This is a genomic window from Actinoplanes couchii, assembly GCF_016862075.1.
GTDB lineage: Bacteria > Actinomycetota > Actinomycetes > Mycobacteriales > Micromonosporaceae > Actinoplanes > Actinoplanes couchii.
Genome location: NZ_BOMG01000062.1, coordinates 47,281 through 68,258, shown reverse-complemented (window position 1 = coordinate 68,258; position 20,978 = coordinate 47,281). Strand labels below are relative to the sequence as shown.

Here is a 20,978-nt window from a genome sequence, read left to right as displayed (position 1 = left end):
TTTCAGTACCGGCTCGATCGCCGGTGCACCGGATTGCGGCGGGCCGGCTACCAGCGGGTCAGCAGCAGGTGGTTGACGGTCAGGGCCACCAGCGCCTGCGCGGCGAGCCAGCCCCGGCGGTCCGGCGGCGGGATCAGCGCCGCGCCCGCCATCAGCCAAACCGTGAACGGCAGCCAGATCCGCTCCACCTCGGCCTTGCTGTAGCCGGACAGATCCGCGGCGACGATCGCCGCGACGGCCGCGAGCGGCAGAACCCAGGCGACGGTGTGGGGCGCGGCATCCCCGTGTGATGAGCCGCGGTTCACCTGATCGCTCGCGCTTGCGAGCGGTGCCGGTGTCCGACATCCTCTTCCAGCCGCCAGTCCGGCGCGGGCCGCCCATGCAGCGCGGGCCGCCCATCCGGCACGGGCCGCCCATCCGGCACGGGCCGCCCATCCGGCACGGGCCGTGCGGCGCACGATCACGGCCGCGGCCGGGCCGGCAGCTACGACCAGTACCGCGAGGTCGGCCCAGACCCAGTAGCCGTAGGGACGGGCGCTGGCCACACCCTGGTAGTAGCGCTCGATGACCAGGCGATAGCCGTCCGGCCATAAGAACCCGGCGGCCGTGAACGCCACCACCACCGGCACCACACCGACCAGCGCCCACCCGACGGCGACGAACACGCCCTTCCCGGCCTCGGTGACGGGCCCGACCGGCACGGCGTCGTCGGCGGTCGCGGGCGCCGCGCCTCCCTCCGCCTCCTTCTCCTGCCTTCGGCGTGACCAGGCGAGGAGCACCACGGCCGCTGCCAGGGCGGACATCAGTACCAGGCCGTAGGAGAGGTAACAGCCGAAGGCCAGCAGGACGCCGCCACCGATCGCGCTCACCGGCCGGGCCCGCACCGCCCCGTGCGCCAGCAGGGCCACGCCCGTCGCGGTCACCCCGGCGAACAAGCCGTCGGCGGACACACCCGACCACACCGCGCCGGGGAACAGCACCACGAACGGCACCACCGCCCGTGCCCGGCCCGCCGACCCCGCCGGGCCGAGCAACCGGACGGTTTCCGGCACCACCGCCCGTGCCCGGCCCGCCGACCCCGCCGGGCCGAGCAACCGGACGGTTTCCGGCACCGCTACCGCTACCAGGGCGGACACCAGCAGGACCAGGGTCGCGGCCCAGGCGCCGCCGGACAGGCCGACTCGGTCCAGCCAGACGAAGACCAGCAGCGCGCCCGGTGGGTGGCCGGACACGTGGGTGGTCCAGGAGTCCGGCTGGAAGTCCAGGATCCGGGTGGTGAAACCGGACAGCATGCGGGGGATGTCGGTGACGCCGGGGACCTCGTGCAGGTACTCGTGTTCGGTCGTCAACCGGCCGGCGACCCCACGCTGCCAGCCGTCGATCAGTGCCAGCGCCAGCGTCCACACCACCGATGTCACGTAGGACACCGCCATCAGCCGCCGCCACGACAACCGGGCCGCGAGCTCCGGGCCCCGCCACCACACCAGCACCGCCACCAGCAGCGCCAACGGGGTTCCGGGGCCGGCGTGCGGCAGCCAGTGCGCGAACAGGGGCGCCGCGCTCGCGTGCACCGGACGGCCCAGCAGGTACAGCACCCCACCGGCAACAGCAGCCACCGCGAACAGGGCGAACGCCACCCCGACGGCGACCAGGTCGGGCCGGGCCCACCGCCGCACGGCTCGCTCCTCGACCGGCCGCGCGGGCCCGTCCTTGCTCATCCGCGTGAGCCTGTCCCTGCTCCTCCGCGTGGGCCCGTCCTCGCTCATCCGCGTGAGCCTGTCCCTACTCATCCGCGTAGGGATGCGGTGGCGAATTCGGTGAGGCCCTCGGTCAGGGGGACGGTGGCCTGGAAACCCAGCTCGGCGGCGGCTCGGGCCGGGGAGGCGACCACGTGGCGGACGTCGCCGAGGCGGTACTCGCCGGTGACCACCGGGGGCGGGCCGGCCGCGGCCCGCGCGAGGCCGGCGGCCATCTCACCGACGGTGACGGGACGGCCGGAGGCGATGTTGTACGCCCGCCAACCGGCCCGCTTGCCCGCCTGCCCACCCACTCGTTCGCCGGTCGCGGTCAGGGCGGCCACGTTGGCCGCCGCCACGTCCCGGACGTGCACGAAGTCGCGTCGTTGGGCGCCGTCCTCGAACACCCGCGGGGCCCGGCCGGCTTCCAGCGCCGACCGGAACAGGGCCGCGACCCCGCTGTACGGGGTGTCGCGCGGCATGCCCGGCCCGTACACGTTGTGGTAGCGCAAGGCGACCACGGTGCCGTTGGTATGACGTACCCAAGCGGCAGTCAGATGCTCTTGGGCGACCTTGGTCGCGGCGTAGACGCTGCGCGGATCCAGGGGCGCGTCCTCGCCGATCAGTTCCGGGCACAGCGCCGCGTCGCAGACCGGGCAGCCGGGGTCGAACCGACCGGCGGACAGGTCGTCGACGGTTCGCGCGGCGGGACGGACCGGACCGTGATCGGGGCAGGAGTAGGCGCCTTCGCCGTAGACCACCATCGAACTGGCCAGCACCAGCCGCTGCACACCCGCCCGGGCCATCTCGGACAGCAGGACGGCGGTGCCGAGGTCGTTGCAGCGTACGTACTCCGGAAGATCTCCCAGATCCACGCCGAGGCCGACCATCGCGGCCTGATGGACCACCGCATCGACATCGGCCAGCGCCGCGGCGACCGCGGCCCGGTCGGTGAGGTCGGCCCGCCGCACCGGAACCCCGGCCACCTCACCGGGCGGTGGGACACGGTGGGCGCCGGGATGGCCGGCATCCAGGACTGTCACGTGATGGCCGGCGTCGAGCAGGGCCGTCACGACATGGGTTCCGATGAAGCCGGCGCCGCCGGTCACTAGTACACGAGTCACGGCGCCGAACCTAGGACTGTGCCGCGGCGGGCGGAACCGATCCGGCCCGGCCGTCAGCGGTTCGTAAGATTCGCCTGGTCACGTCATGGTTTCGTAAGATCTCGTCATCGTCCGGTAAGGATTTGCGGGCCGGATCGGAATTAGCGTCCGGCGGTATGACCGATGTGGTGCTTCCCTGCCGGGACGAGGCCGCCGCCCTGCCGGATCTGCTGTCCCGGATGCCGTCCGGGTACCGGCCGATCGTAGTGGACAACGGCTCGTCCGACGGTTCCGCCGACAAGGCCCGGGCCTGCGGCGCCGAGGTGATCAGCGTGACCGAACCCGGGTACGGCGCGGCCGTGCACGCCGGAATCCTGGCGTCCGCCCCGGACGACGGGGTGGTCTGCGTGATGGACGCGGACGGCTCGTTCGACCCGGCACAACTGCCGCTGGTCGCCGCTCCGGTGCTGGCCGGCACCGCGAACCTGGGCACCGGCCGGCGCCGACCGGCCGTCCGCGGGGTGTGGCCGCTGCATGCGCGGGCCGCCAACGCCGTGCTCGCCCACCGGCTGCGCCGCACCTGCGGGCTGCCGGTCCACGACATCGGGCCGATGCGGGCGTTCCGGCGCGACGAACTGCTGGCCCTGGGGCTGCGCGACCGCCGGTTCGGCTACCCCCTGGAACTGCTGATCGCCGCCGCGCGGGCCGGATGGCGGGTGATCGAGGTGGACGTCGCCTACCACCCGAGAGCGGCCGGCACCCGCTCCAAGGTCACCGGAACCGTCCTCGGCACGGCACGCGCGATCCGCGACATGAGCGCGGTGCTGGCCCGCTCCCCCGGCACGCCCCCGCCGGACCGCCGCCGCGCGGAACCTGTTCCCGCCTCTCCACCGCTGGACCGTCGCCGCGTGGAGCCCGTTCCGGCTTCTTCGCCGCTGGACCGCGATGACGTGGAGGTGCCGCGGTGAGGGCCGCTCAGCTGCTGCTCCTGGCCAAGGCTCCGGTGCCGGGGCGGGTCAAGACGCGGCTCTGCCCGCCGTGCACGCCGGAGCAGGCGGCGCTGGTCGCGGCCGCCGCGCTGACCGACACTCTGGCCGCCGGCACTGCCTGCGCCGCCCGGACCCGCGTCCTCGTCGTCGACGGTGTCGTCCCGGCGCCGCCTCGCTGGAACACGCTCCCCCAACGCGGCGATGTGCTCGGTGATCGGCTCGCGAACGCCTTCGCCGACACCCGCCGGGCCGGGACCGCCACCGTGCTGATCGGCATGGACACCCCGCAGATCACCGCCGCCCATCTGGACGCGGCGTTCACCCTGCTCGGCGCGGCGGGTGGGCCGGACGCGGTGCTCGGCACGGCGGGTGAGCCGGACGCGGTGCTCGGCACGGCCTCCGACGGCGGGTGGTGGGCGCTCGGACTGCGCGACCCCGGCCATGCCGAGGTGCTGCGCCACATCCCGACCTCGGTCGACACCACCGGGGCCCGGACCCTGGCCGCGCTACGTGCCCGGGGTCTGCGGGTCGCGCCGCTGCCGGTGCTGTGTGACGTGGACACCGCCGACGACGCGCGCCGTGTCGCCGCACTGTGCCCGCCCGGCGGTCTCTTCGCCACCGCCGTCACCGCCCACGTCCCCGCACCGGCCGGAGCCAGCCGATGACCGTGGGAACCAGGCGCACGGACAAAGACCAGAACTTCTTGACGGGCGTCGCCTTCGGTACGACGGGCGCGCGGTGACCGCGGTCGCGGTGTTCGACACCGCCATCAGCCGGGCCGCCGCCGGAGTTCCGGCCGCGTTCGTCGCCCGGCATCCGAGCGGCGGGATGCTCCGCTTCGACCCGGCATCCTGGTGCCGGGACACCATCGCGGGGGACGAAGGGCTGCTCGCCCGCTGCGACGGACCGACCCTGGACATCGGGTGCGGGCCGGGCCGGCTCACCGCGGCACTGACCGGTTCCGGTCATCCGGCACTCGGCATCGACGTCAGCGCCGAGGCGGTCCGGCTGACTCGGGAACGGGGCGCGGTGGCGCTGCGGCGGGACGTGTTCGAGCCGGTGCCCGGTACCGGCCGCTGGCGGCATCTGCTGCTGGCCGACGGCAACATCGGCATCGGTGGCGACCCGCACCGTCTCCTGGCCCGCTGCCGGGAACTGCTGGCCCCGGCCGGGCGACTACACGTCGAACTGGCTCCACCTGGTGTTCCGGCCTGGTCCGGCATCGCCACCGTGCGAACCCCGGCGGGTTCCGCCAGCGCCCTGCCCTGGGCCTGTGTCCCCCTCGACGTCCTCCCCGTCCTGGCCGAGACCACCGCGATGCGCGTCATCGACACGTGGACGGGAGCCGGCCGATGGTTCGCCACCCTGACCCGCCGATGACGGACGAGCCGGGAGACCGGGCACCGACCGGCGGGCCCGGACGCCTGACGCGGTGGCTGCGGCACCCTGGCCGAACGGCTGCGGGCCGCCGGGATCCGGGTGGACCGGGCCACCACCGGGCACCACTTCCGGTTTCCCCGGCGGGACTGCGGCGCGGACCGATGCGTGCCGGCGCGTTTCCGTCCCGGGTGCGGTCGGCGCGGTTGAGCAGTTGGCTCGGGCTGGCGCTCGGGGTCGCGTTCGGGGTCTGTTTCGTGACCGGGCTGCTCAGTCACCTGGTCCAGCACCCACCGGGCTGGTTCGGGTGGCCGTCGCGGCCGGTCGGGCTCTACCGGTTCACCCAGGGGCTGCACGTGGCGACCGGACTGGCCTCGGTGCCGTTGCTCGGGGCGAAACTGTGGTCGGTGTATCCGCGCCTCTTCCAGTGGCCACCGGCCCGGTCGGTGGTGCACGCCGCCGAGCGGGTGAGTGTCGCGGTCCTGGTCGCCGCCGCGTTGTTCCAGGTCGTCGGTGGTGTCCTCAACGTGGGCCGTTGGTACGCACCGATGCCGTTCTTCTTCACCGCCGCCCACTACTGGGTGGGCTGGCTGGTGATCGGCGCGCTGCTCGTGCACATCGGCGTGCAACTGCCGGTGGTGCGGGCGGCACTCGCCCGGCCCGTCCCCCAGCGGCCGGGCGACCGCGCCGGAACCGAGGGCGAGCCGATGGGCGAGGACGAGCCGGTGAGCGCGGACGTGGCGGGCGGGGACGTGGTGCGCGGGGACGTGGTGCGCGGGGACGTGGTGCGCGGGGACGTGGTGCGCGGGGACGTGGTGGGCGGGCTCAGTCGCCGGGGGATTCTCGGTGGGGTCGCCGTGGCGGCCGGGCTGGTCACGGTCACCTCGGTCGGGCAGACGGCCGGGCCGCTTTCGCCTCTGGTCGTTCTTGTTCCGCGGCGGCCTGACGACGGGCCGCAAGGTCTGCCGGTCAATCGGACCGCTGACCGGGCCGGGGTTCGGGATCTCGCGCTCGGCCCGGCCTATCGGCTCACCGTCGCCGCCCCGGGCCGGGAGATCGGGCTGGGACTGGACGCCCTGCACGCTCTCGTTCAGCACACCGTGGAACTACCGATCTCCTGCGTGGAAGGGTGGAGCGCCACCGGGTTGTGGTCCGGCGTGCGGCTCAGGGATCTGGTGGCCCTGGTCGGCACTGATCCGGATCGGGCAGCCGTGGAGGTCGAGTCGTTGGAGGCGGCCGGGCGGTACCGCACGTCGGTGGTGGCGCCGGAGCACACCCGGGATCCGCTGACCCTGATCGCTCTGCGGCTCGGTGGGGAGCCGTTGCATCTGGACCACGGGTATCCGGCCCGGCTGATCGCCCCGAACCGGCCCGGGGTGATGCAGACGAAGTGGCTGGGCCGGATCACCGTCCGGGAACTGCGATGAGATCACAGCGGCACGAAGATCCGGGCACGGGAGGCGCGGTTCGGGCGCGGGCGGTGCTGGTGGCCGCGGGAGTGCTGGTGATGGGGTTCGCGGTGGTGGGCTCGCTGACCGATCCGGACGTGGCGGTGGGTGGGGTGCTGCTGTTCCTGGCCGGGGTGCTGATCGTGCACGACGTGCTGTGGATGGCGGTGGTTCTGGCCGTCGGCGCGGTGCTGGCCCGGTTCGTCCCGGCCCGCTACCGGACCGTGGTCACCGCCGCCGTGATCAGTGCCGCCGCTCTCGCCGTCGTGGCGCTACCGCTGATGGTCACGCCATAGCCGGGGCGGAGAGTCCGGGCTGCGCTGCTCCCGTCGTACGACAGCAATCGGATCTTGATCTTGGGGTGTCGCTGAGGGCGGGCGGCCGTAAGACAATCGCAAGGAGTGCAGGTGGGGTCGGGTGGGCCGGGGCTCGGTAGCGTGGCCGGATGGGACATCGGGTGCTGGTGGTCGACGACGACCCGACGGTCAGTGACGTGGTGCGGCGCTATCTGGAGCAGGACGGCTGTGAGGTCCGGCTGGCCGCCGACGGGGCTGCCGGGCTGGCCGCGGTCGCCGAGCGGGTGCCGGATTTGGTGGTACTGGATCTGATGATGCCCGGTGTCGACGGGCTCGAGGTGTGCCGGCGGTTGCGCGGGCGGTTCCCGGATCTGCCGGTCATCATGCTCACCGCGCTCGGTGAGGAGGCCGACCGGGTGCTGGGGCTGGAGGTCGGCGCGGACGACTACGTGACGAAACCGTTCTCGCCGCGGGAGCTGGTGCTGCGGATCCGGTCGGTGCTGCGCCGCAGCAGTGTCCACCCGTCCGCGCCGGGCACACTCACCGACGCCGAGTTGTCGGTGGACCTGGCGCGCCGGATCGCCGAACGGGACGGGACACCACTGCCGCTGACCGTACGGGAATTCGATCTGCTGGCCTTTCTCCTCGGTAATCCGGGGCGGGTGTGGTCCCGGGCGGATCTGCTGGACAAGGTGTGGGGCTGGCAGTTCGGTGACCAGTCGACGGTGACCGTGCACGTGCGCCGGCTGCGGGAGAAGATCGAGCCCGATCCGGCGGCGCCGGCCCGGATCCGCACGGTCTGGGGTGTCGGCTACCGGTACGACCCGCGATGAACGACACCCTGCTGATCGGGCTGTACGCGCTGGCCGCCGGCGGCGTGGTCGGCCTGGCCGGGGCCGGGACGCTGCGGCTGCTGCGCGGCCGGTCGATCCTGGTGCACGTGCTGGTGCTGCTCACCGTCACGGTGCTGGCCGTGGTGGCCGGGGTCGCGACGGTGGCCCGGGCGATGTTCCTGTCCTCGCACGATCTGTGGGTCGTGCTGGTCACGGTGACCGCGTCCGCGGTGATCAGCCTGGCCGTCGGCGCGGTCTTCGGGCGGCGGCTGGCCGCGGCGGCGGTGTGGGCGCAGGCGGCCCGGGAGCGGGAACGGCATCTGGAGGCCGGCCGCCGGGAGCTGGTGGCCTGGGTGTCGCACGATCTGCGGACGCCGCTGGCCGGGTTGCGGGCGATGGCCGAGGCGCTGGAGGACCGGATCATCGACGATCCGGCGACCGTCGGCGAGTACCACAGGCGGATCCGGGTGGAGACCGACCGGATGACGCAGCTCGTCGACGACCTGTTCGAACTGTCCCGGATCAACGCCGGGGCGCTGCGGCTGACGCCGACCACGGTGCCGTTGAGCGAGGTGGTGTCGGACGCGCTCGCCGGGGTCGCCCCGCTGGCCGCCCGCCGGGGCATCCGGCTGGTGGCCGCGGACACCGGCTGGCCGCTGGTCCGGGCCGGGGAACGGGAACTCGCCCGGATCGTCAGCAACCTGTTGATCAACTCGGTGCGGTACACCCCCGAGGACGGCACCGTGCACATCGCCGCCGGTCACGAGCGGGGTGACGTGTGGCTGGCGGTGTCCGACACCTGCGGCGGCATTCCGGAGACCGACCTGGGCCGGGTCTTCGACGTGGCGTTCCGCGGGGAACGCGCCCGGACCCCGGAGGCCGCCGGATCCGGTGGCGGCGGGCTGGGGCTGGCGATCGTGCGCGGGCTCGTCGAAGCGCACGGCGGGCGGGTGGCGGTGCGCAACAGTGGGCCGGGCTGCCGGTTCGAGGTGCGCCTGCCCGCGTACGAGACGAGGGTCAGCGGGCGGGCAGGCGGACGGTGAACGTGGTGGCGGCCTCGTCCGGCTCGCTGACGGTGATCGCGCCGCCGTGCTGTTCGACGATGGCCCGGGCCAGGGTCAGGCCGAGTCCGTGGCCCGGGATGCCCTGCTGGTGGGTGTCCGGCGTGCGGTAGAACAGGTCGAAGATCCGGGCATGCTCCTCGGCCGGCACCCGGGCGCCGGTGTTGCTGACCGCGAGCACCGCGGTGTGCGGGTCGGCGTGCACCGTGACACCGACGACGCTGTCGTCCGGCGCCCAGGTCAGCGCGTTGCGCAGCAGCTCGTCCACGGCATCGCGCACGCGCTCGGCATCGCCGTCGATCATCACCTCGGCCGGGGTGTTCAGGTCCACGGTGACCGGCGGGCGCCGGTCCACCGCGCTGTCGACGGCGGACCGGGCCACCGCGGCCAGGTCGAAACGCTGCCGCCGCAGGCGGATGTGCCCGGACCGGGCGCCGGCGACGTCGAGCAGCCTGACGATCAGCGAGTGCAGGTCACCGGCCCGGCGGTGAATGACGTCGATCATGGCCTGGCGGTCCTAGGCGGGCATGCCGGGTTCCTCGCGCAGCAGGTCGGCGTTGGCCTGGATGCTGGTCAGCGGGGTCCGCAGCTCGTGGCCGACCAGGGCGATGTACTCGTCGCGGGTGGCCTCCAGCTCGGCCGCGAACTGTTCGGCGCGACGTCGTTCCAGGAACTCGCCGATGTGCGCGGAGATCCCGGTCATCACCGCGGTGCGCATGTCGTCCGGGGTCTCGTGGTTGACGCTGTAGCAGACCAGGACACCGAGCACGAGCGCGCCGCTGGGGATCGGCACCGCCAGCGCGGCCCGCAGCGGCAGCCAGGACGTGGCCTGTCGCTGAGCGTCCGGATCGCTGTCGAGGTCGGTGCACCAGACCGGGTCACCCCGGTCCCAGGCCATACCCGGGATGCCGACTCCCTGCTCCAGCAGGTCCGGCAGTTCGCAGGGCAGGGTGTTCCGGTCGGTGGCCCAGCACCCCTTGCGGCGCAGGACGTCACCGACCTGGTCCAGGCTCCAGAAGTCGACGGCCGCCCAGCCGAGCCGCCGGCCGATCAGCTCGATCGTGTCGGCGATGACGTCGTCCGCCGGTTCCGGTTTGGCCAGCAGGAACGACACCTCCTGCTCGCACTCCTTGAGCGTCTGGGCCCGTCGTTCCCGGGTGACCTCGTGCACGGCGATCACGGCGGCCAGCTGGTCGTCGCCGGTGACCGGGGTGCCGTGCACACGGAAGGTCCGGTCGGCGGTCTCGTCGATGTGCACGACGATGATCATGTCGCGGACCGGTTCGCCGCGCAGCAGCCGCGGCACCGGCATGTCCGCGGCGGCGATCATGTCGCCCCGGACGTCGCTGAACCGGAAACCGCTGAACCGCTTGTCCCAGTGCTCCACCGGCCCGGCGTCGTCGGACAACCCGAACAGCAACCGGGCGCTGCGATTGGTCAGCACCGCCCGGCCGCGGTCGTCACAGCCGACGACCGCGGCGTCCAGGCTGTCCAGCACCGCCCGCAGGGTGTGGTTCTGCTTCGCGATGCCGCCGGGATCGTTCATCGTCACCCCCGTCGACACCTCACGGTAGAGGCCTGCCGACGGGCGGGAGTCAGTTATTGCTGGAGTTCGCCCACAGGTTGATGCCCGACTCGGTGGCGTACCTGTCGATCTCGGCCAACTCGTCGTCGGTGAACGTGGTGTTGTCCAGGGCCGCGACGTTCGCCTCCAGCTGGGCGACACTGCTCGCGCCGAGAACCGTCGACGTCATCCGCTTGTCCCGCAGCACCCAGGCGATCGCCAGCTGGGCCAGGGTCTGGCCGCGGCGCTCGGCGATGCCGTTCAGAGCCCGGATCTTGTCCAGGTTCTCGTCGCTGAGCAGATCCGTGCTCAGCGACTTGTCGGCGCTCGCCCGGGAATCCGCCGGCACACCCTTGAGGTAACGGTCGGTGAGCATGCCCTGGGCCAGCGGCGAGAACGCGATGCATCCCGCGCCGGCCTGCTCCAGGGCGTCCAGCAGGCCGTCCTCGATCCAGCGGTTCAGCATCGAGTAGGACGGCTGGTGGATCAGCAGCGGGGTGCCCAGATCCCGCAGGATCGCGGCGGCCTCCGCGGTCTTCGCCGGCGAGTACGACGAGATGCCGACGTACAGGGCCTTGCCCGCGCGTACCGCCGCGTCCAGGGCCCCCATCGTCTCCTCGAGCGGCGTCTCCGGGTCGACACGGTGCGAGTAGAAGACGTCGACGTAGTCCACGTTCATCCGCTTCAGCGACTGGTCCAGTGAGGCGGTCAGATACTTCCGGGACCCACCGTTGCCGTACGGGCCGGGCCACATGTCGTAGCCTGCCTTCGTCGAGATGACCAGTTCGTCGCGACGGCCCGCGAAGTCGGTGGCCAGGATCCGGCCGAAGTTCTCCTCCGCCGACCCGTACGGCGGGCCGTAGTTGTTGGCCAGGTCGAAGTGGGTGATGCCCAGCTCGAAGGCGCGGCGCAGGATGTCGCGCTGGGTCTGGACCGGCTTGTCGTCGCCGAAGTTGTGCCACAGGCCGAGCGAGACCACGGGCAGTTTCAGGCCGCTGCGGCCACTACGTCGGTATTCCACGGTTTTCCCTTGCCTGTTCTCTTACGGAAGGACGGCTTCTGTCCCGGACGGACGGCTTCCGCCGCGGACGGACGGCTTTCGTCACGGAAGGACTGCCAGGTCCTCCGCGGTCAGCTGGAGTTCGGTCGCGGCCGCCGAGTCGGTGATCGTCTCCGGGCGGCTGGCGCCCGGGATCGGGATGCTCACCGGCGACTTGGCCAGGTGCCAGGCCAGGGCCACCCGCTGCGGGCTGACCCCGTGCCGCGCGCCCACCTCGGCGAACGCGCCACCCAGCGAACCCGCCGACTTGATGCCACCCAGCGGCGACCAGGGCAGGAAGGCGATGCCCAGCTCGGTGCAGAGCTTCAGCTCCACCTCCGAGGACCGGAACGCCGGCGAGAACTGGTTCTGCACCGACACGAGCCGCCCGCCGAGGATCTCCCGCGCCTGCCGGATCTGCTCCGGGTTCGCGTTCGAGATACCCGCCATCCGGATCTTGCCGGCGTCCAGGAGGTCCCGGATCGCGCCGATCGAATCCGCGTACGGCACCGCCGGATCCGGGCGGTGATGCTGGTAGAGGCCGATCGCGTCGACACCGAGCCGCTTCAGCGACGACTCACACGCACGCTTCAGGTAGTCCGGGTGGCCGTCGACGTACCAGCTCCCGTCGCCGGGGCGCAGGTGGCCGCCCTTGGTCGCGACCAGCACCCGTGACGTGTCGCCGCCGTAGGTGGCCAGCGCGTGCGCGATCAGCGTCTCGTTGTGCCCGACCTCGGCCGCGCCGACGTGGTACGCGTCCGCGGTGTCGATCAGGGTGATCCCGGCGTCCAGCGCGGCGTGCACGGCCCGGACGGACCGCCCCTCGTCCGGCCGGCCCTCGATCGACATCGGCATGCCGCCGAGACCGATCGCGCCGACCGGGACGTCACCGATGCGACGGATCTGCATGGTTCCTCCCGATGATCTGGTGTTTCCTCATCCTCTACCTACCCACCGGTGTCACTTTCAGCGGCACCCGATCGTCCTGTGAGCATGACCATTTTCGGAAAGCGCGTCTGTGTCCTGCTGCTGGCGGTGCAGGCCGTCGTCGTCGGCACCTGGGCGGCGGTCCTGCCCCTGTCGTTCTACCGGGACTTCCCGGCGCCCGGATGGAACTGGGTGTCCCTGCTCGGCCCGTACAACGAGCACCTGGTCCGGGACGTCGGCGGGCTCTACCTGGCGCTGGCCGTACTCAGTGTGCTGACCTTCCGGCAGCCCACTGTCACCCTGCTCCGGGTCACCGGCGGCGCGTGGCTGATCTTCAACGTCGAGCACTGGCTGTGGCACGCCCTGCACCTGGACGTCTTCTCCACCGCGCACGCCGTCGGCAACATGGTGGGGCTGAGTATCCCGTTGCTGCTGTCGATCCTGCTGCTGTTGCCGACCGCCGCGGAGGGTCGCAAGATGACCCCATGAAGAGCCTGGGACGGTACGGCGTGTGGGCCCCGTGGCAGATCTGGCCGGACGACGTGGCGGACGCCGCACGGGAGGTCGAAGAACTCGGGTTCGGCACCGTGTGGATCGGCGGCAGTCCCCGGGACGACCTGCGGATCGTCGAGGCGGTGCTGGCCGCCACCCGGGACATCGTGGTCGGCACCAGCATCGTCGACATCTGGACCAGCGACGGGGCCCGGCTGGCGGCTTCCCATGAGCGGATCCGGCGGGCGTTTCCGGGGCGGTTCTATCTGGGGGTGGGGTCCGGGCATGCGCCTACCGCGGAGGCTCGGGGGCAGGCGTACACCCGGCCGTTGTCCCGGTTGCGGGAGTTCTTGACCGGGCCGTTGGGTGCGGTGCCGGCGTCGGAGCTGCTGATCGCGGCACTCGGGCCCCGGACGTTGGAGACCGCTGCCGCGTTGACGGCGGGGGCGCTGCCCTATCTGATGCCGCCGGCGCACACCGCCACCGCGCGGCGGATTCTCGGGGACGGGCCGCTGCTGGCGCCCGAGCAGAAGGTCTTCCTGGGGGACGATCCGGTGCGGGCCCGGGCGGGCGGGCGGCGGGCGTTGCGGCCCTACCTCTCGTTGCCCAATTACACGCGGCAGTTGGCTGCTTTCGGCTTGGACGAGTCCGACCTGACCGGCGACGGCACCGACCGCTTCCTCGACTCGGCGGTGGTGTGGGGCACCGACGACCGGGTTCGGGCCGGCATCGACGCCCACCTGGACGCGGGCGCCGACCACGTGGCGGTCCAGGTCCTCGTCGACTCCGGCAGCCCGCGCTCCCTGCCCCTCACCGAGTGGCGGCAGCTGGCCACCTTGCTCGGCCTGTCCCGCTGATCCAATCGCTTCCCTCTCGCTCTTCCTGCTTCTTCCTCAGTCGCTCTTCTCCGCTCGCTTCTTCCCCAGTCGCTTCTTCTCCGCTCGCTTCTTCTCCGCTCGCCTCTTCCCCGCTCGCCTCTTCCCCGTTCGCTTCTTCTCCGCTCGCCTCTTCCCCGCTCGCTTCTTCTCCGCTCGCCTCCGGAGTTCTGGCCTCTCCCCTCCTCGCCCTGCCCTGCCCGGCCTCTCCCCTCCTTTCGCCCTGCCCAGCCCCTTGCTCTCCTCGCCCTGCCCGGCCCCTCACCTTCCTCGCCCTGTCTGGCTTCTCTACCCTCGCCTTGCAGCGGCTTCGGGTTCGGTTTTCTGGCTCGGGTCCGGGTTCGGGCCTTCAGATCTCCAGGCGGAATCCGTCGGCGGCGAGGGCGGTGAGGAATTCGGCCGGGTCGACCAGGTCCTCGATGTGGGCGACGCCGGCCCGCATCCCGCATACCCGGCGGATCACGTGCGCGGCGAACAGCCCGGTGGCAAGACTCTGCCGATTCCCGGCGAACGAGGCCCGAACTCCCCCGGCCTCCGCCATCACCGCAAACCCGTCACTCCCCAGATGCAGCCCACCGAAGACCTTCTCGGTGAACGCCCGCAACCCAGGCCGACGCAGGAAGGAAGCAAGACCAGGACGATTGGCAAGCCCCAGCAGTACGGTCGACGCCCGCGAGTCCAGAGCCAGCCCGGTCCGAACGTCAGCCAGATTCAAGGTGTGCTGATCCGAGAACGGAAACCGATGAACCGTGCGCCGCCCGTACGGCACCGGAAACTCCGCCACCCACGACCCACGCTCCTGCCCCAGCCCATCCACGGTCCACCCGACGGCCGCGGCCCCATGCTTCTCCCCGGACCCGAGCAACACCCCGATCCGAACCGGCTGCCCCGGAGCCCGCTCACTGACATACCGAGCCAGCAGGTTGGTAACCCCCGGAGCAATCCCAACACTGAGAACCGCGGTAGCCCCCGAGCCACCCGCCCGATCCCACCCCGAGGCCGCCCCACCCACCGCCGAGTCGCTCGCTCCTTCACCACCACGCGTTCCCGCAACCACTCCCACCTGGCCGCCCTCGCGTCCCACCTGGCCGCCCTCGTGTCCCACCCGGTTTCCCTCGCGTCCCACCTGGCCGCCCTCGTGTCCCACCCGGTTTCCCTCGCGTCCCACCCGGCCGCCCTCGTGTCCCACGCGGTTTTCCTCGTGTCCCACCCGGCCGCCCTCGCGCTCCGCCCGACCTCCCTCGTGTCCCACCCGGTTTCCCTCGCGCTCCACCCGGTTTCCCTCGCGCGAGCCCGCAACCACCTCTCCCAAGCCTCCTTCGCCCAAGCCCGCGACGATCTCTCCCGGGCCTCCTTCGCGCGAGTCCGCGAACGCCCTCCCTCTCCTTTCGCCGCTCGCGCTCTCGGTCTTGGCGTTGGTCTCGGTCCTGGTCCCGGGACGGAGGGATGCGATGGCTGCGAGGACTGACGGGGTCGCGGAGACGTCGGCATAGTTGATGCCTCGTTCGAGGGCGGCCCTCGCCACCCGGGCGTTGTCGATCTCGGCGCACATCAGGACCGCGTCCACGCCGTCGAGTGCGGCCTCCACCTGGGCAAAATCGGTCAGGTCGACGCGGAGTGCCTCCACCCCCTCCGGAGCTTTCGACGGGTTGCGGCCGGCCACCACGACGGTCGTGTGCGGGGCCAGGGCCGCAGCTGCCTCCCTGCCGACCGCGCCGTACCCGCCAAGGATCAAAGTTTTTGTAGTCATGCTCTAAGAATGTTTTTGTAGTGCCGCTATAGTCAAGCACTGTGACCGGAAAGACCGACGGGCGCGCCGAGCGGGCCCGCGCCACCCGAGCCCGCATCACCGCCGCCGCGACCGCGACGTTCACCACGTCCGGATACGCCACGACCAGCATCAACGCCATCGCATCCGCAGCCGGGGTGAGCGAGCAGACGGTGTACTACTCGTTCGGCAACAAACGAGCCGTCCTGATCGCCGCCCTGGACCGGGCGATAGCCGGCGACGACGAGCCGATCCCCACCCTGAGCCGCCCATGGGTGCACGCAGCCCTGGCCGAAAGCGATCCGCACCGGCAGATCGAGCGCCAGGTAGAGGGCGTGGGCGAGGTGTTACGCCGAGCGGCCCGGTTGCTGGACATCATCCGCAACGCCGCCACCGACCCCGAGCTGGCCGAGGTGTGCGCGACCGCTATCGGACATCACCGCGAGGTCCAAGAGGTCTTCGCCAAGGCTCTGAAAACCAAGGCCACTTTGCGTACGGACGTCAGCACCACCACAGACACCACAGTCGCCCTGCTGTCCCCCGAGACCTACCTACTGCTGGTGGACCACTTGGGCTGGTCCCACGAACGCTGGCGCTCCTGGGCCGCAGACTGCATGATCCGCACACTGATCACCTAACGTCCAATCGCACGGAAACCGCAAGTGCCACGGGAAACCGCACGCGTCACCGGAGACCGCACATATCACGAGAGACCACACCCGCCGCGTGGAAGACCACGCCCGGCGCGCGGGAAACCACACCCGCCGCGTGGGAAACCGCGCGCGTCAAGCTGGAGAGATGCGCGGGCCAGCAGGCCAGCGGGGCAGCGGGCGGGGGCGGGCCGACGGGGCGGGTTCGGCGGCCCGCGCTTCTTCAGGTGGGCATGGTCGGTCACTCGTTGCGTAGGTTGCCCGGGCGGGTCAGGCGCATCAGGGATGGCAGGGCCGCGGCTGTGGTGCCGAGGACGACCAGGGCCGCTACCGCTGACGTGGTGCCGATGCCGAACCAGTCGATGGTCACCGGGGCGTCGACGGCTGCCATCAGGACGGCTGCCAACGAGCTGCCCATCGACACTGCCATGACCATTCCGATCAGGACCGGGACCGTCGCCTGGAGCAGGACCGAACCGGTCAGGGTGCGGCGGCGGGTTCCGAAAGCGACCAGGACGGCCAGCACACGGCGGCGCTCACGAAGCTGCTCGGCGACGTTGACGAGCATGCTGGCGCCGATCAGCACGAGCAGGACGATCGTGCCGGCCAGCAGGCCCTGCCGACTGGTCCGCATGACATCGGCCACGCTGGCGTTGCCCGGGTCGATGACGAGCGCCTGCGGATCGAGGAGCGCGGCCGTGTTCCGCAACTGCTCCAGCGCTTCCGGGCGGCTGGTGTCCAGGTCGACGGCGAACGTCGGATCGGCCGGCGGCACCTTGGCACCGGCCAGCGCGGCCGGGGTCACCAGGAGCATCGAACCGAAACCCTCCACCTCGGCGGAAGGCGCCACCTGCCGGGTCGGCGCGGGTGGTGTCCAGGTGGTCTCGTCCCGCAGCTGGTACTCGGTCCGGCCGTCGGGCACGGCGATGCCGTAGACCTCTCCGTCGGCACAGCCGGTCAGGTCGGCGTAACGGCTCAGGGCCGCGCAGTCGGCGATCCGGATCGCGACCGAGTCACCGTCGCGCTCCCCGTGGACCGTCCTGATCGTCCTGGTGTCCAGGACTCCCGGGGTCTTGCTCAGCGCGGCTGTCCAGGTGCCGTCCGGGACGTCGGCGGCCGGCAGGATCTGGTGCTGGAACCGGCCGGTCTCGGTGCCACCGGTCGCGACCACGCTCTCGATGCCGGAGACCAGCCCCTGCAGGGCTATCACCCCGGCCACCGAGACGGCGATACCGGAGACGGCACGGACAGCGGTGCCGCTGTCGAACTGGAGCCGGCGGATCGCCAGCTCCCAGGCCAGGCTGCCGCCACCGAGGCGGTCCACCGTCGCCTCGACCAGCCACGGCAGCAGCAGGGCCAGGCCGATCAGCAGCAGCGCGACCCCGGCCGCGGCCTGGAACTCCACTCCCGACGACGGGTTCTGCTGGTCCAGGCCGTTGCGGAGCGGCCAGAGAAGGACCACGCCGATGACCGGGAGGACCAGTCGCCACCACAGCCGCCGGCGCACCGTCGTGCTGAGCCGGACCACGCCGAGCGGCTGCACCACCACCCGCCGCATGGCCGACAGGGTGACCAGCACGGCGATCGCGGGAACGGCCACCACGATCAGGGCGGCCAGGGCGGGCACCGGGCGCATGTCGTACAGATAGAAGCTGAGTGCTCCGGAGGCCCACCGGTTGGCGGCAAGCGCCGCGCCCACCGCGAGCACCGCGCCGACGCCGAGACCGAGGAGCGCGCCGGCCAGGGTCTCGCCGGCGGCGATCCGCCGGGTCATCGCGGCATCCGAGCCGACCAGCCGCAGCGCGGCCAGCCGGCGGTCCCGGGCCTCGCCGCCGAACCGCACGGCGCTGGCCATGAAGACCATCACCGGCATCAGCAGCACCACGATGCCGACGGCACTGAGCAGGAGCATCGCCGGGGTTCCGGGGCCCTCGTCCTCGCCGGTGACGGCGAACCCGAATCGGTCGAGCCGCTCGCCGGTCTCCTCGGTGAGGGTGTCGGCGCCGAGGTAGAAGGCGAGTTCGGCGGGCCCTCGCAGGCCCTGCTCGCCGATGGTGCCGACGATCTCGGCATCCCACCGCTGCGCGAGCAGCGGGTTGTCCCGCATCAGCGCGGCCAGCGCCGGGGAGACGATCATCTGACCCGGGGCGGGCAGCGTGGTCACACCGGGCGGGACCGGCGGGTTCGCACCCTCCGGCTGCAGCATCCGGCCGTGCACGGACTCGGTGCCGAACATGGTGGTGGCGTTACCGATCAGCAGGGTGTTGTCGCCTTTCGGCGTGTCCTCCTGTGCGTTGTCGGTGCGGGCCTCCTCGCGGGCGGTGCTCGCCGCGATCGCGGCGGGCAGGGTCGCGACGGACAGCAGCACGGCCACGCCGATGCCCACTCCGGCGGCGATCAGCGCGAGCCTGGTCCAGCCGGCCCGGCCGCCGGCGACACTCATCCGCGCGCCGAGCCCGAGCTCGAAGAACCAGCGTCTGATCGTGGTCATCGGGCATACTCCTGCTCGCGGACCTTGCCGTCGCGGACCACGGCCTCCCGGTCGGACCAGGCAGCGACCCGGGCCTCGTGGGTGACCAGCACGACAGCCGCGCCGGTCTCCTTGGCCGCGGCGATGAACAGTTTCATCACCAGCTCGCCGTTGAGGGAGTCCAGTGCGCCGGTGGGCTCGTCGGCGAAGACGACCCGGGGCTTGGCGACCAGCGCCCGGGCCACCGCGACCCGCTGGCCCTGACCACCGGACGCCTGACCGGGCCGTTTCCCGGCGACGTCGCCGACCTCGAGGCGATCCAGCCACTCGCCGGCGATCCGGTGGGCGGCACGACGGCTCGTCCCGGACAGGCGCAGTGGCAACGCCACGTTCTCCAGGCAGGTCAGCTCGGGAACCAGCTGCCCGAACTGGAACACGAAACCGAACTCGCCCCGGCGCAATCCGCTGCGCTCGCTGTCGGACATCGCGGTCAGGTCGCGCCCGGCGTAAGCCACCCGGCCGGACTCCGGCGACAGGATGCCCGCCAGGCAGTGCAGCAGCGTCGACTTGCCGGAACCGGACGGCCCCATCAGCGCCACCACCTCGCCGGCCCGCACGTGCAGGGAGGCGCCGTCGAGTGCTTTGGTCTCGCCGAAGCTGAGGTGCAGATCCTCGGCGCTGAGCAGGGCTTGATCGGTCATCGCGGGGGCTCCGTCGTCGGGGGTAACGGGATGGGTGCTCACGGTTTGACCTGCGCGGCCAGGCGATCCAGGCGGGCGGCGGTCAGCTCCAGCCAGCGCAGGTCGGCTTCCAGATGGAAGAGGGCGTGGTCACAGATCAACTCGTCGGCGAGGTCGCCGGCGCTCTTGCGCCGGGTCAGCTCCCGCATCAGGCGCAGGTGCTCGGCACGCTGGCTGTCGAGGACCTCGGCGGCGTCGCGCCCGGTCAGCAGGGCGAGCACCACCTTGGTGTAGAGGGTGCTCTGCAGATACAGCTCGGGTTTCTCCGGGCGGGCGATCCACTCGGCGACATCGGTGATCCCGGCGTCGGTGATCGCATACCTCTTCCGATCCGGGCCGTCGCCCGGCTCCGACTCCACCTCGACGTGCCCGTTCTTCAGCAGGCGGGCCATCGTCGAGTAGACCTGCCCGTAGTGCAGGGAGCGGTCACGCCCGAACGTGTCGTCGTAGGTGCGCTTGAGGTCGTATCCATGCCGGGGACCGTTCTCCAACAGGCCCAGCAGAGCGAAGCTGACTGACATGCCGACGACTATACACGCCGTTTATAAACCGGATGCATATCCAGTTCAGGAGCGAGTAAGGTGCACCGTGACGAGGAGGCCACCGCCCGGACAAGCGGCGAGGTCGAGTGCTCCGCCGTGGGCTCGGACCACGCTGTGCACGATGGCCAGCCCGAGTCCGGCACCGGCGTGATCGGCCGTGCGGGTGCGTTCGGCTCCTCGCTGGAAGGGTTCGATCAGGCTCGGCATCAACGAGGGAGGGAGGGTGCGGCCGGTGTTCTCGATACGCAGCACACTCACGTCACCGCGTTCCTCGGTGTGGGCCGTCACGGTGCCACCGGTGGGCAGATTGTGGACGATGGCGTTCTGGACGAGGTTGGTCGCCATCCTCGCGAGCAGTTCCGCGGAGCCACGGGTCCGGGCCGGCTCGCCGGTGACCTCGATGGCCAGGCCGCGCTGTTCGGCGAGCGGCAGCAGCGTCTCGACGGCCTCCTCGACGAGGAGGGAGAGGTCGACATCGGCCGCGGGGAAGAGATCGCCCTCGGCCGGGAGCGGGCCACCGGGCTGGATGGCGGAGGCGCGGCTGAGCAGCAGCAGAGCCTCGGTGAGATCGATCGCCCGGGTGTTGACGGCGTGCAGGCGCTCGATGTGTTCCGGGGTCGGGTCGTGGCGGGCGACCTCGAGGATCGTGCGGCTGATCGCCAGCGGGGTGCGCAGTTCGTGGGAGGCGTTGGCGGCGAATCGTCGCTGCTCGCCGACGTGGGCTTCGAGCCGTTCGAGCATGACGTCGAAAGCGACGGCGAGTTCACCGAATTCGTCTCGGCGCCCGGTCGGGCCGATGCGGTGGGTCAGCGAGCCACCGGCGGCCGTGCGGGTGGCCTTGGTGATCCGGACCAGTGGGGCGAGCATCCGGCCGGCAAGGAACCACCCACCCACCAGACCGAAGACCAGAAGAAGCAGGAGTACGGCGGCGGCCGGCGGAGCGAAGATCCGGAGCAGATTGGAGCGGACCGGGAAGACACCGGTGTTCTCGGTGTGGACGGGATCGATGAGCAGACGATCGGGGACGTAACTCAGGAGAAAGATCCACACGGCAGCGAGGAGGAGAAA

General features: G+C 71.7%; 19 protein-coding genes and 2 pseudogenes. 10 read left to right on the top strand and 11 right to left on the bottom strand.

Annotated features, from left to right (window positions below):
- Nucleotides 1-47 precede the first annotated feature (47 nt).
- Nucleotides 48-1,718 (bottom strand): hypothetical protein, encoded by a 1,671-nt coding sequence (locus tag Aco03nite_RS53125; RefSeq protein WP_239145423.1) that lies wholly within the window; start codon nt 1,716-1,718, stop codon nt 48-50.
- 68 nt (nt 1,719-1,786) lie between these two features.
- On the bottom strand, nt 1,787-2,860 hold the full coding sequence (locus Aco03nite_RS25700) for an NAD-dependent epimerase/dehydratase family protein (RefSeq protein ID WP_203798685.1): 1,074 nt from the start codon (nt 2,858-2,860) through the stop codon (nt 1,787-1,789).
- Nucleotides 2,861-3,015: 155 nt separating this feature from the next.
- On the opposite strand from Aco03nite_RS25700, the pseudogene Aco03nite_RS25695 reads away from it, so the two are divergent.
- The 7 genes and pseudogenes from Aco03nite_RS25695 to Aco03nite_RS25665 all read left to right on the top strand — a co-directional run.
- Nucleotides 3,016-3,681: pseudogene (locus tag Aco03nite_RS25695) on the top strand (glycosyltransferase family 2 protein); the annotation flags it as partial.
- A gap of 122 nt (nt 3,682-3,803) precedes the next feature.
- Entirely contained in the window at nt 3,804-4,493 is a 690-nt protein-coding gene (locus Aco03nite_RS25690; protein WP_203798681.1) for a TIGR04282 family arsenosugar biosynthesis glycosyltransferase, read from the top strand.
- A gap of 73 nt (nt 4,494-4,566) precedes the next feature.
- Entirely contained in the window at nt 4,567-5,208 is a 642-nt protein-coding gene (locus Aco03nite_RS25685; RefSeq protein WP_239145422.1) for a class I SAM-dependent methyltransferase, read from the top strand.
- Between the two features lie 203 nt (nt 5,209-5,411).
- Nucleotides 5,412-6,632 carry a molybdopterin-dependent oxidoreductase gene (locus tag Aco03nite_RS25680; RefSeq protein ID WP_239145421.1) on the top strand — a complete coding sequence of 407 codons (1,221 nt, stop codon included), beginning with the start codon at nt 5,412-5,414 and terminating at the stop codon, nt 6,630-6,632.
- On the top strand, nt 6,629-6,949 hold the full coding sequence (locus Aco03nite_RS25675) for a hypothetical protein (protein ID WP_203798677.1): 321 nt from the start codon (nt 6,629-6,631) through the stop codon (nt 6,947-6,949). The genes Aco03nite_RS25680 and Aco03nite_RS25675 overlap by 4 nt, the downstream gene beginning before the upstream one ends.
- Before the next feature lie 149 nt (nt 6,950-7,098).
- The gene (locus tag Aco03nite_RS25670; protein ID WP_203798675.1) at nt 7,099-7,782 is read left to right on the top strand and encodes a response regulator transcription factor; all 684 of its coding nucleotides are present in this window, start codon (nt 7,099-7,101) and stop codon (nt 7,780-7,782) included.
- Nucleotides 7,779-8,825: a sensor histidine kinase gene (locus Aco03nite_RS25665; protein WP_203798674.1), complete on the top strand. Its 1,047-nt coding sequence runs from the start codon at nt 7,779-7,781 to the stop codon at nt 8,823-8,825. The genes Aco03nite_RS25670 and Aco03nite_RS25665 overlap by 4 nt, the downstream gene beginning before the upstream one ends.
- On the opposite strand, the gene Aco03nite_RS25660 is transcribed toward Aco03nite_RS25665, so the two are convergent.
- From Aco03nite_RS25660 to Aco03nite_RS25645, 4 genes are all read right to left on the bottom strand, one after another.
- Nucleotides 8,800-9,348: a sensor histidine kinase gene (locus Aco03nite_RS25660; protein ID WP_203798673.1), complete on the bottom strand. Its 549-nt coding sequence runs from the start codon at nt 9,346-9,348 to the stop codon at nt 8,800-8,802. The two genes, Aco03nite_RS25665 and Aco03nite_RS25660, sit on opposite strands and share 26 nt — an antisense overlap.
- Before the next feature lie 12 nt (nt 9,349-9,360).
- Nucleotides 9,361-10,389 (bottom strand): GAF domain-containing protein, encoded by a 1,029-nt coding sequence (locus tag Aco03nite_RS25655; RefSeq protein ID WP_239145425.1) that lies wholly within the window; start codon nt 10,387-10,389, stop codon nt 9,361-9,363.
- Nucleotides 10,390-10,438: 49 nt separating this feature from the next.
- Complete coding sequence (mgrA, locus tag Aco03nite_RS25650) at nt 10,439-11,428, bottom strand: L-glyceraldehyde 3-phosphate reductase (RefSeq protein ID WP_203798671.1); 990 nt, start codon at nt 11,426-11,428, stop codon at nt 10,439-10,441.
- 81 nt (nt 11,429-11,509) lie between these two features.
- Nucleotides 11,510-12,355 (bottom strand): aldo/keto reductase, encoded by an 846-nt coding sequence (locus Aco03nite_RS25645; RefSeq protein ID WP_203798670.1) that lies wholly within the window; start codon nt 12,353-12,355, stop codon nt 11,510-11,512.
- Between the two features lie 84 nt (nt 12,356-12,439).
- Between Aco03nite_RS25645 and Aco03nite_RS25640 the strand changes: the two genes are divergently transcribed.
- Entirely contained in the window at nt 12,440-12,862 is a 423-nt protein-coding gene (locus Aco03nite_RS25640; protein ID WP_203798669.1) for a hypothetical protein, read from the top strand.
- Nucleotides 12,859-13,722, top strand: a complete 864-nt coding sequence (locus Aco03nite_RS25635) for a TIGR03620 family F420-dependent LLM class oxidoreductase (RefSeq protein WP_203798668.1) — start codon at nt 12,859-12,861, stop codon at nt 13,720-13,722. The genes Aco03nite_RS25640 and Aco03nite_RS25635 overlap by 4 nt, the downstream gene beginning before the upstream one ends.
- A gap of 1,459 nt (nt 13,723-15,181) precedes the next feature.
- Here the strand turns inward: Aco03nite_RS25635 and Aco03nite_RS55055 are convergent.
- A pseudogene (locus Aco03nite_RS55055) lies at nt 15,182-15,490 on the bottom strand (saccharopine dehydrogenase NADP-binding domain-containing protein); the annotation flags it as partial.
- A gap of 41 nt (nt 15,491-15,531) precedes the next feature.
- Between Aco03nite_RS55055 and Aco03nite_RS25625 the strand changes: the two are divergent.
- A complete protein-coding gene (locus tag Aco03nite_RS25625; RefSeq protein WP_203798666.1) occupies nt 15,532-16,146 on the top strand; it encodes a TetR/AcrR family transcriptional regulator in 615 nt (204 codons plus the stop codon).
- 253 nt (nt 16,147-16,399) lie between these two features.
- On the opposite strand, the gene Aco03nite_RS25620 is transcribed toward Aco03nite_RS25625, so the two are convergent.
- From Aco03nite_RS25620 to Aco03nite_RS25605, 4 genes are read right to left on the bottom strand one after another with little or no spacing between them, the layout of a single operon-like run.
- Nucleotides 16,400-18,649, bottom strand: coding sequence for an ABC transporter permease (locus Aco03nite_RS25620; protein WP_203798664.1), 2,250 nt, complete (start codon nt 18,647-18,649; stop codon nt 16,400-16,402).
- Nucleotides 18,646-19,329, bottom strand: coding sequence for an ABC transporter ATP-binding protein (locus tag Aco03nite_RS25615; RefSeq protein ID WP_203798662.1), 684 nt, complete (start codon nt 19,327-19,329; stop codon nt 18,646-18,648). The genes Aco03nite_RS25620 and Aco03nite_RS25615 overlap by 4 nt, the downstream gene beginning before the upstream one ends.
- A gap of 38 nt (nt 19,330-19,367) precedes the next feature.
- Nucleotides 19,368-19,889 carry a PadR family transcriptional regulator gene (locus Aco03nite_RS25610; protein ID WP_203798660.1) on the bottom strand — a complete coding sequence of 174 codons (522 nt, stop codon included), beginning with the start codon at nt 19,887-19,889 and terminating at the stop codon, nt 19,368-19,370.
- 45 nt (nt 19,890-19,934) lie between these two features.
- Nucleotides 19,935-20,960 (bottom strand): sensor histidine kinase, encoded by a 1,026-nt coding sequence (locus Aco03nite_RS25605; RefSeq protein WP_275415902.1) that lies wholly within the window; start codon nt 20,958-20,960, stop codon nt 19,935-19,937.
- Nucleotides 20,961-20,978: the final 18 nt, after the last annotated feature.

What these genes read in the sequence shown, in the direction of transcription:
- Aco03nite_RS53125 (WP_239145423.1), bottom strand. Translation starts at nt 1,718, where the DNA reads ATGAGCAAGGACGGGCCCGCGCGGCCGGTCGAGGAGCGAGCCGTGCGG.
- Aco03nite_RS25675 (WP_203798677.1), top strand. Translation starts at nt 6,629, where the DNA reads ATGAGATCACAGCGGCACGAAGATCCGGGCACGGGAGGCGCGGTTCGG.
- Aco03nite_RS25610 (WP_203798660.1), bottom strand. Translation starts at nt 19,889, where the DNA reads ATGTCAGTCAGCTTCGCTCTGCTGGGCCTGTTGGAGAACGGTCCCCGG.
- Aco03nite_RS25620 (WP_203798664.1), bottom strand. Translation starts at nt 18,649, where the DNA reads ATGACCACGATCAGACGCTGGTTCTTCGAGCTCGGGCTCGGCGCGCGG.
- Aco03nite_RS25665 (WP_203798674.1), top strand. Translation starts at nt 7,779, where the DNA reads ATGAACGACACCCTGCTGATCGGGCTGTACGCGCTGGCCGCCGGCGGC.
- Aco03nite_RS25635 (WP_203798668.1), top strand. Translation starts at nt 12,859, where the DNA reads ATGAAGAGCCTGGGACGGTACGGCGTGTGGGCCCCGTGGCAGATCTGG.
- Aco03nite_RS25615 (WP_203798662.1), bottom strand. Translation starts at nt 19,329, where the DNA reads ATGACCGATCAAGCCCTGCTCAGCGCCGAGGATCTGCACCTCAGCTTC.
- Aco03nite_RS25640 (WP_203798669.1), top strand. Translation starts at nt 12,440, where the DNA reads ATGACCATTTTCGGAAAGCGCGTCTGTGTCCTGCTGCTGGCGGTGCAG.
- Aco03nite_RS25660 (WP_203798673.1), bottom strand. Translation starts at nt 9,348, where the DNA reads ATGATCGACGTCATTCACCGCCGGGCCGGTGACCTGCACTCGCTGATC.
- Aco03nite_RS25670 (WP_203798675.1), top strand. Translation starts at nt 7,099, where the DNA reads ATGGGACATCGGGTGCTGGTGGTCGACGACGACCCGACGGTCAGTGAC.
- Aco03nite_RS25645 (WP_203798670.1), bottom strand. Translation starts at nt 12,355, where the DNA reads ATGCAGATCCGTCGCATCGGTGACGTCCCGGTCGGCGCGATCGGTCTC.
- Aco03nite_RS25655 (WP_239145425.1), bottom strand. Translation starts at nt 10,389, where the DNA reads ATGAACGATCCCGGCGGCATCGCGAAGCAGAACCACACCCTGCGGGCG.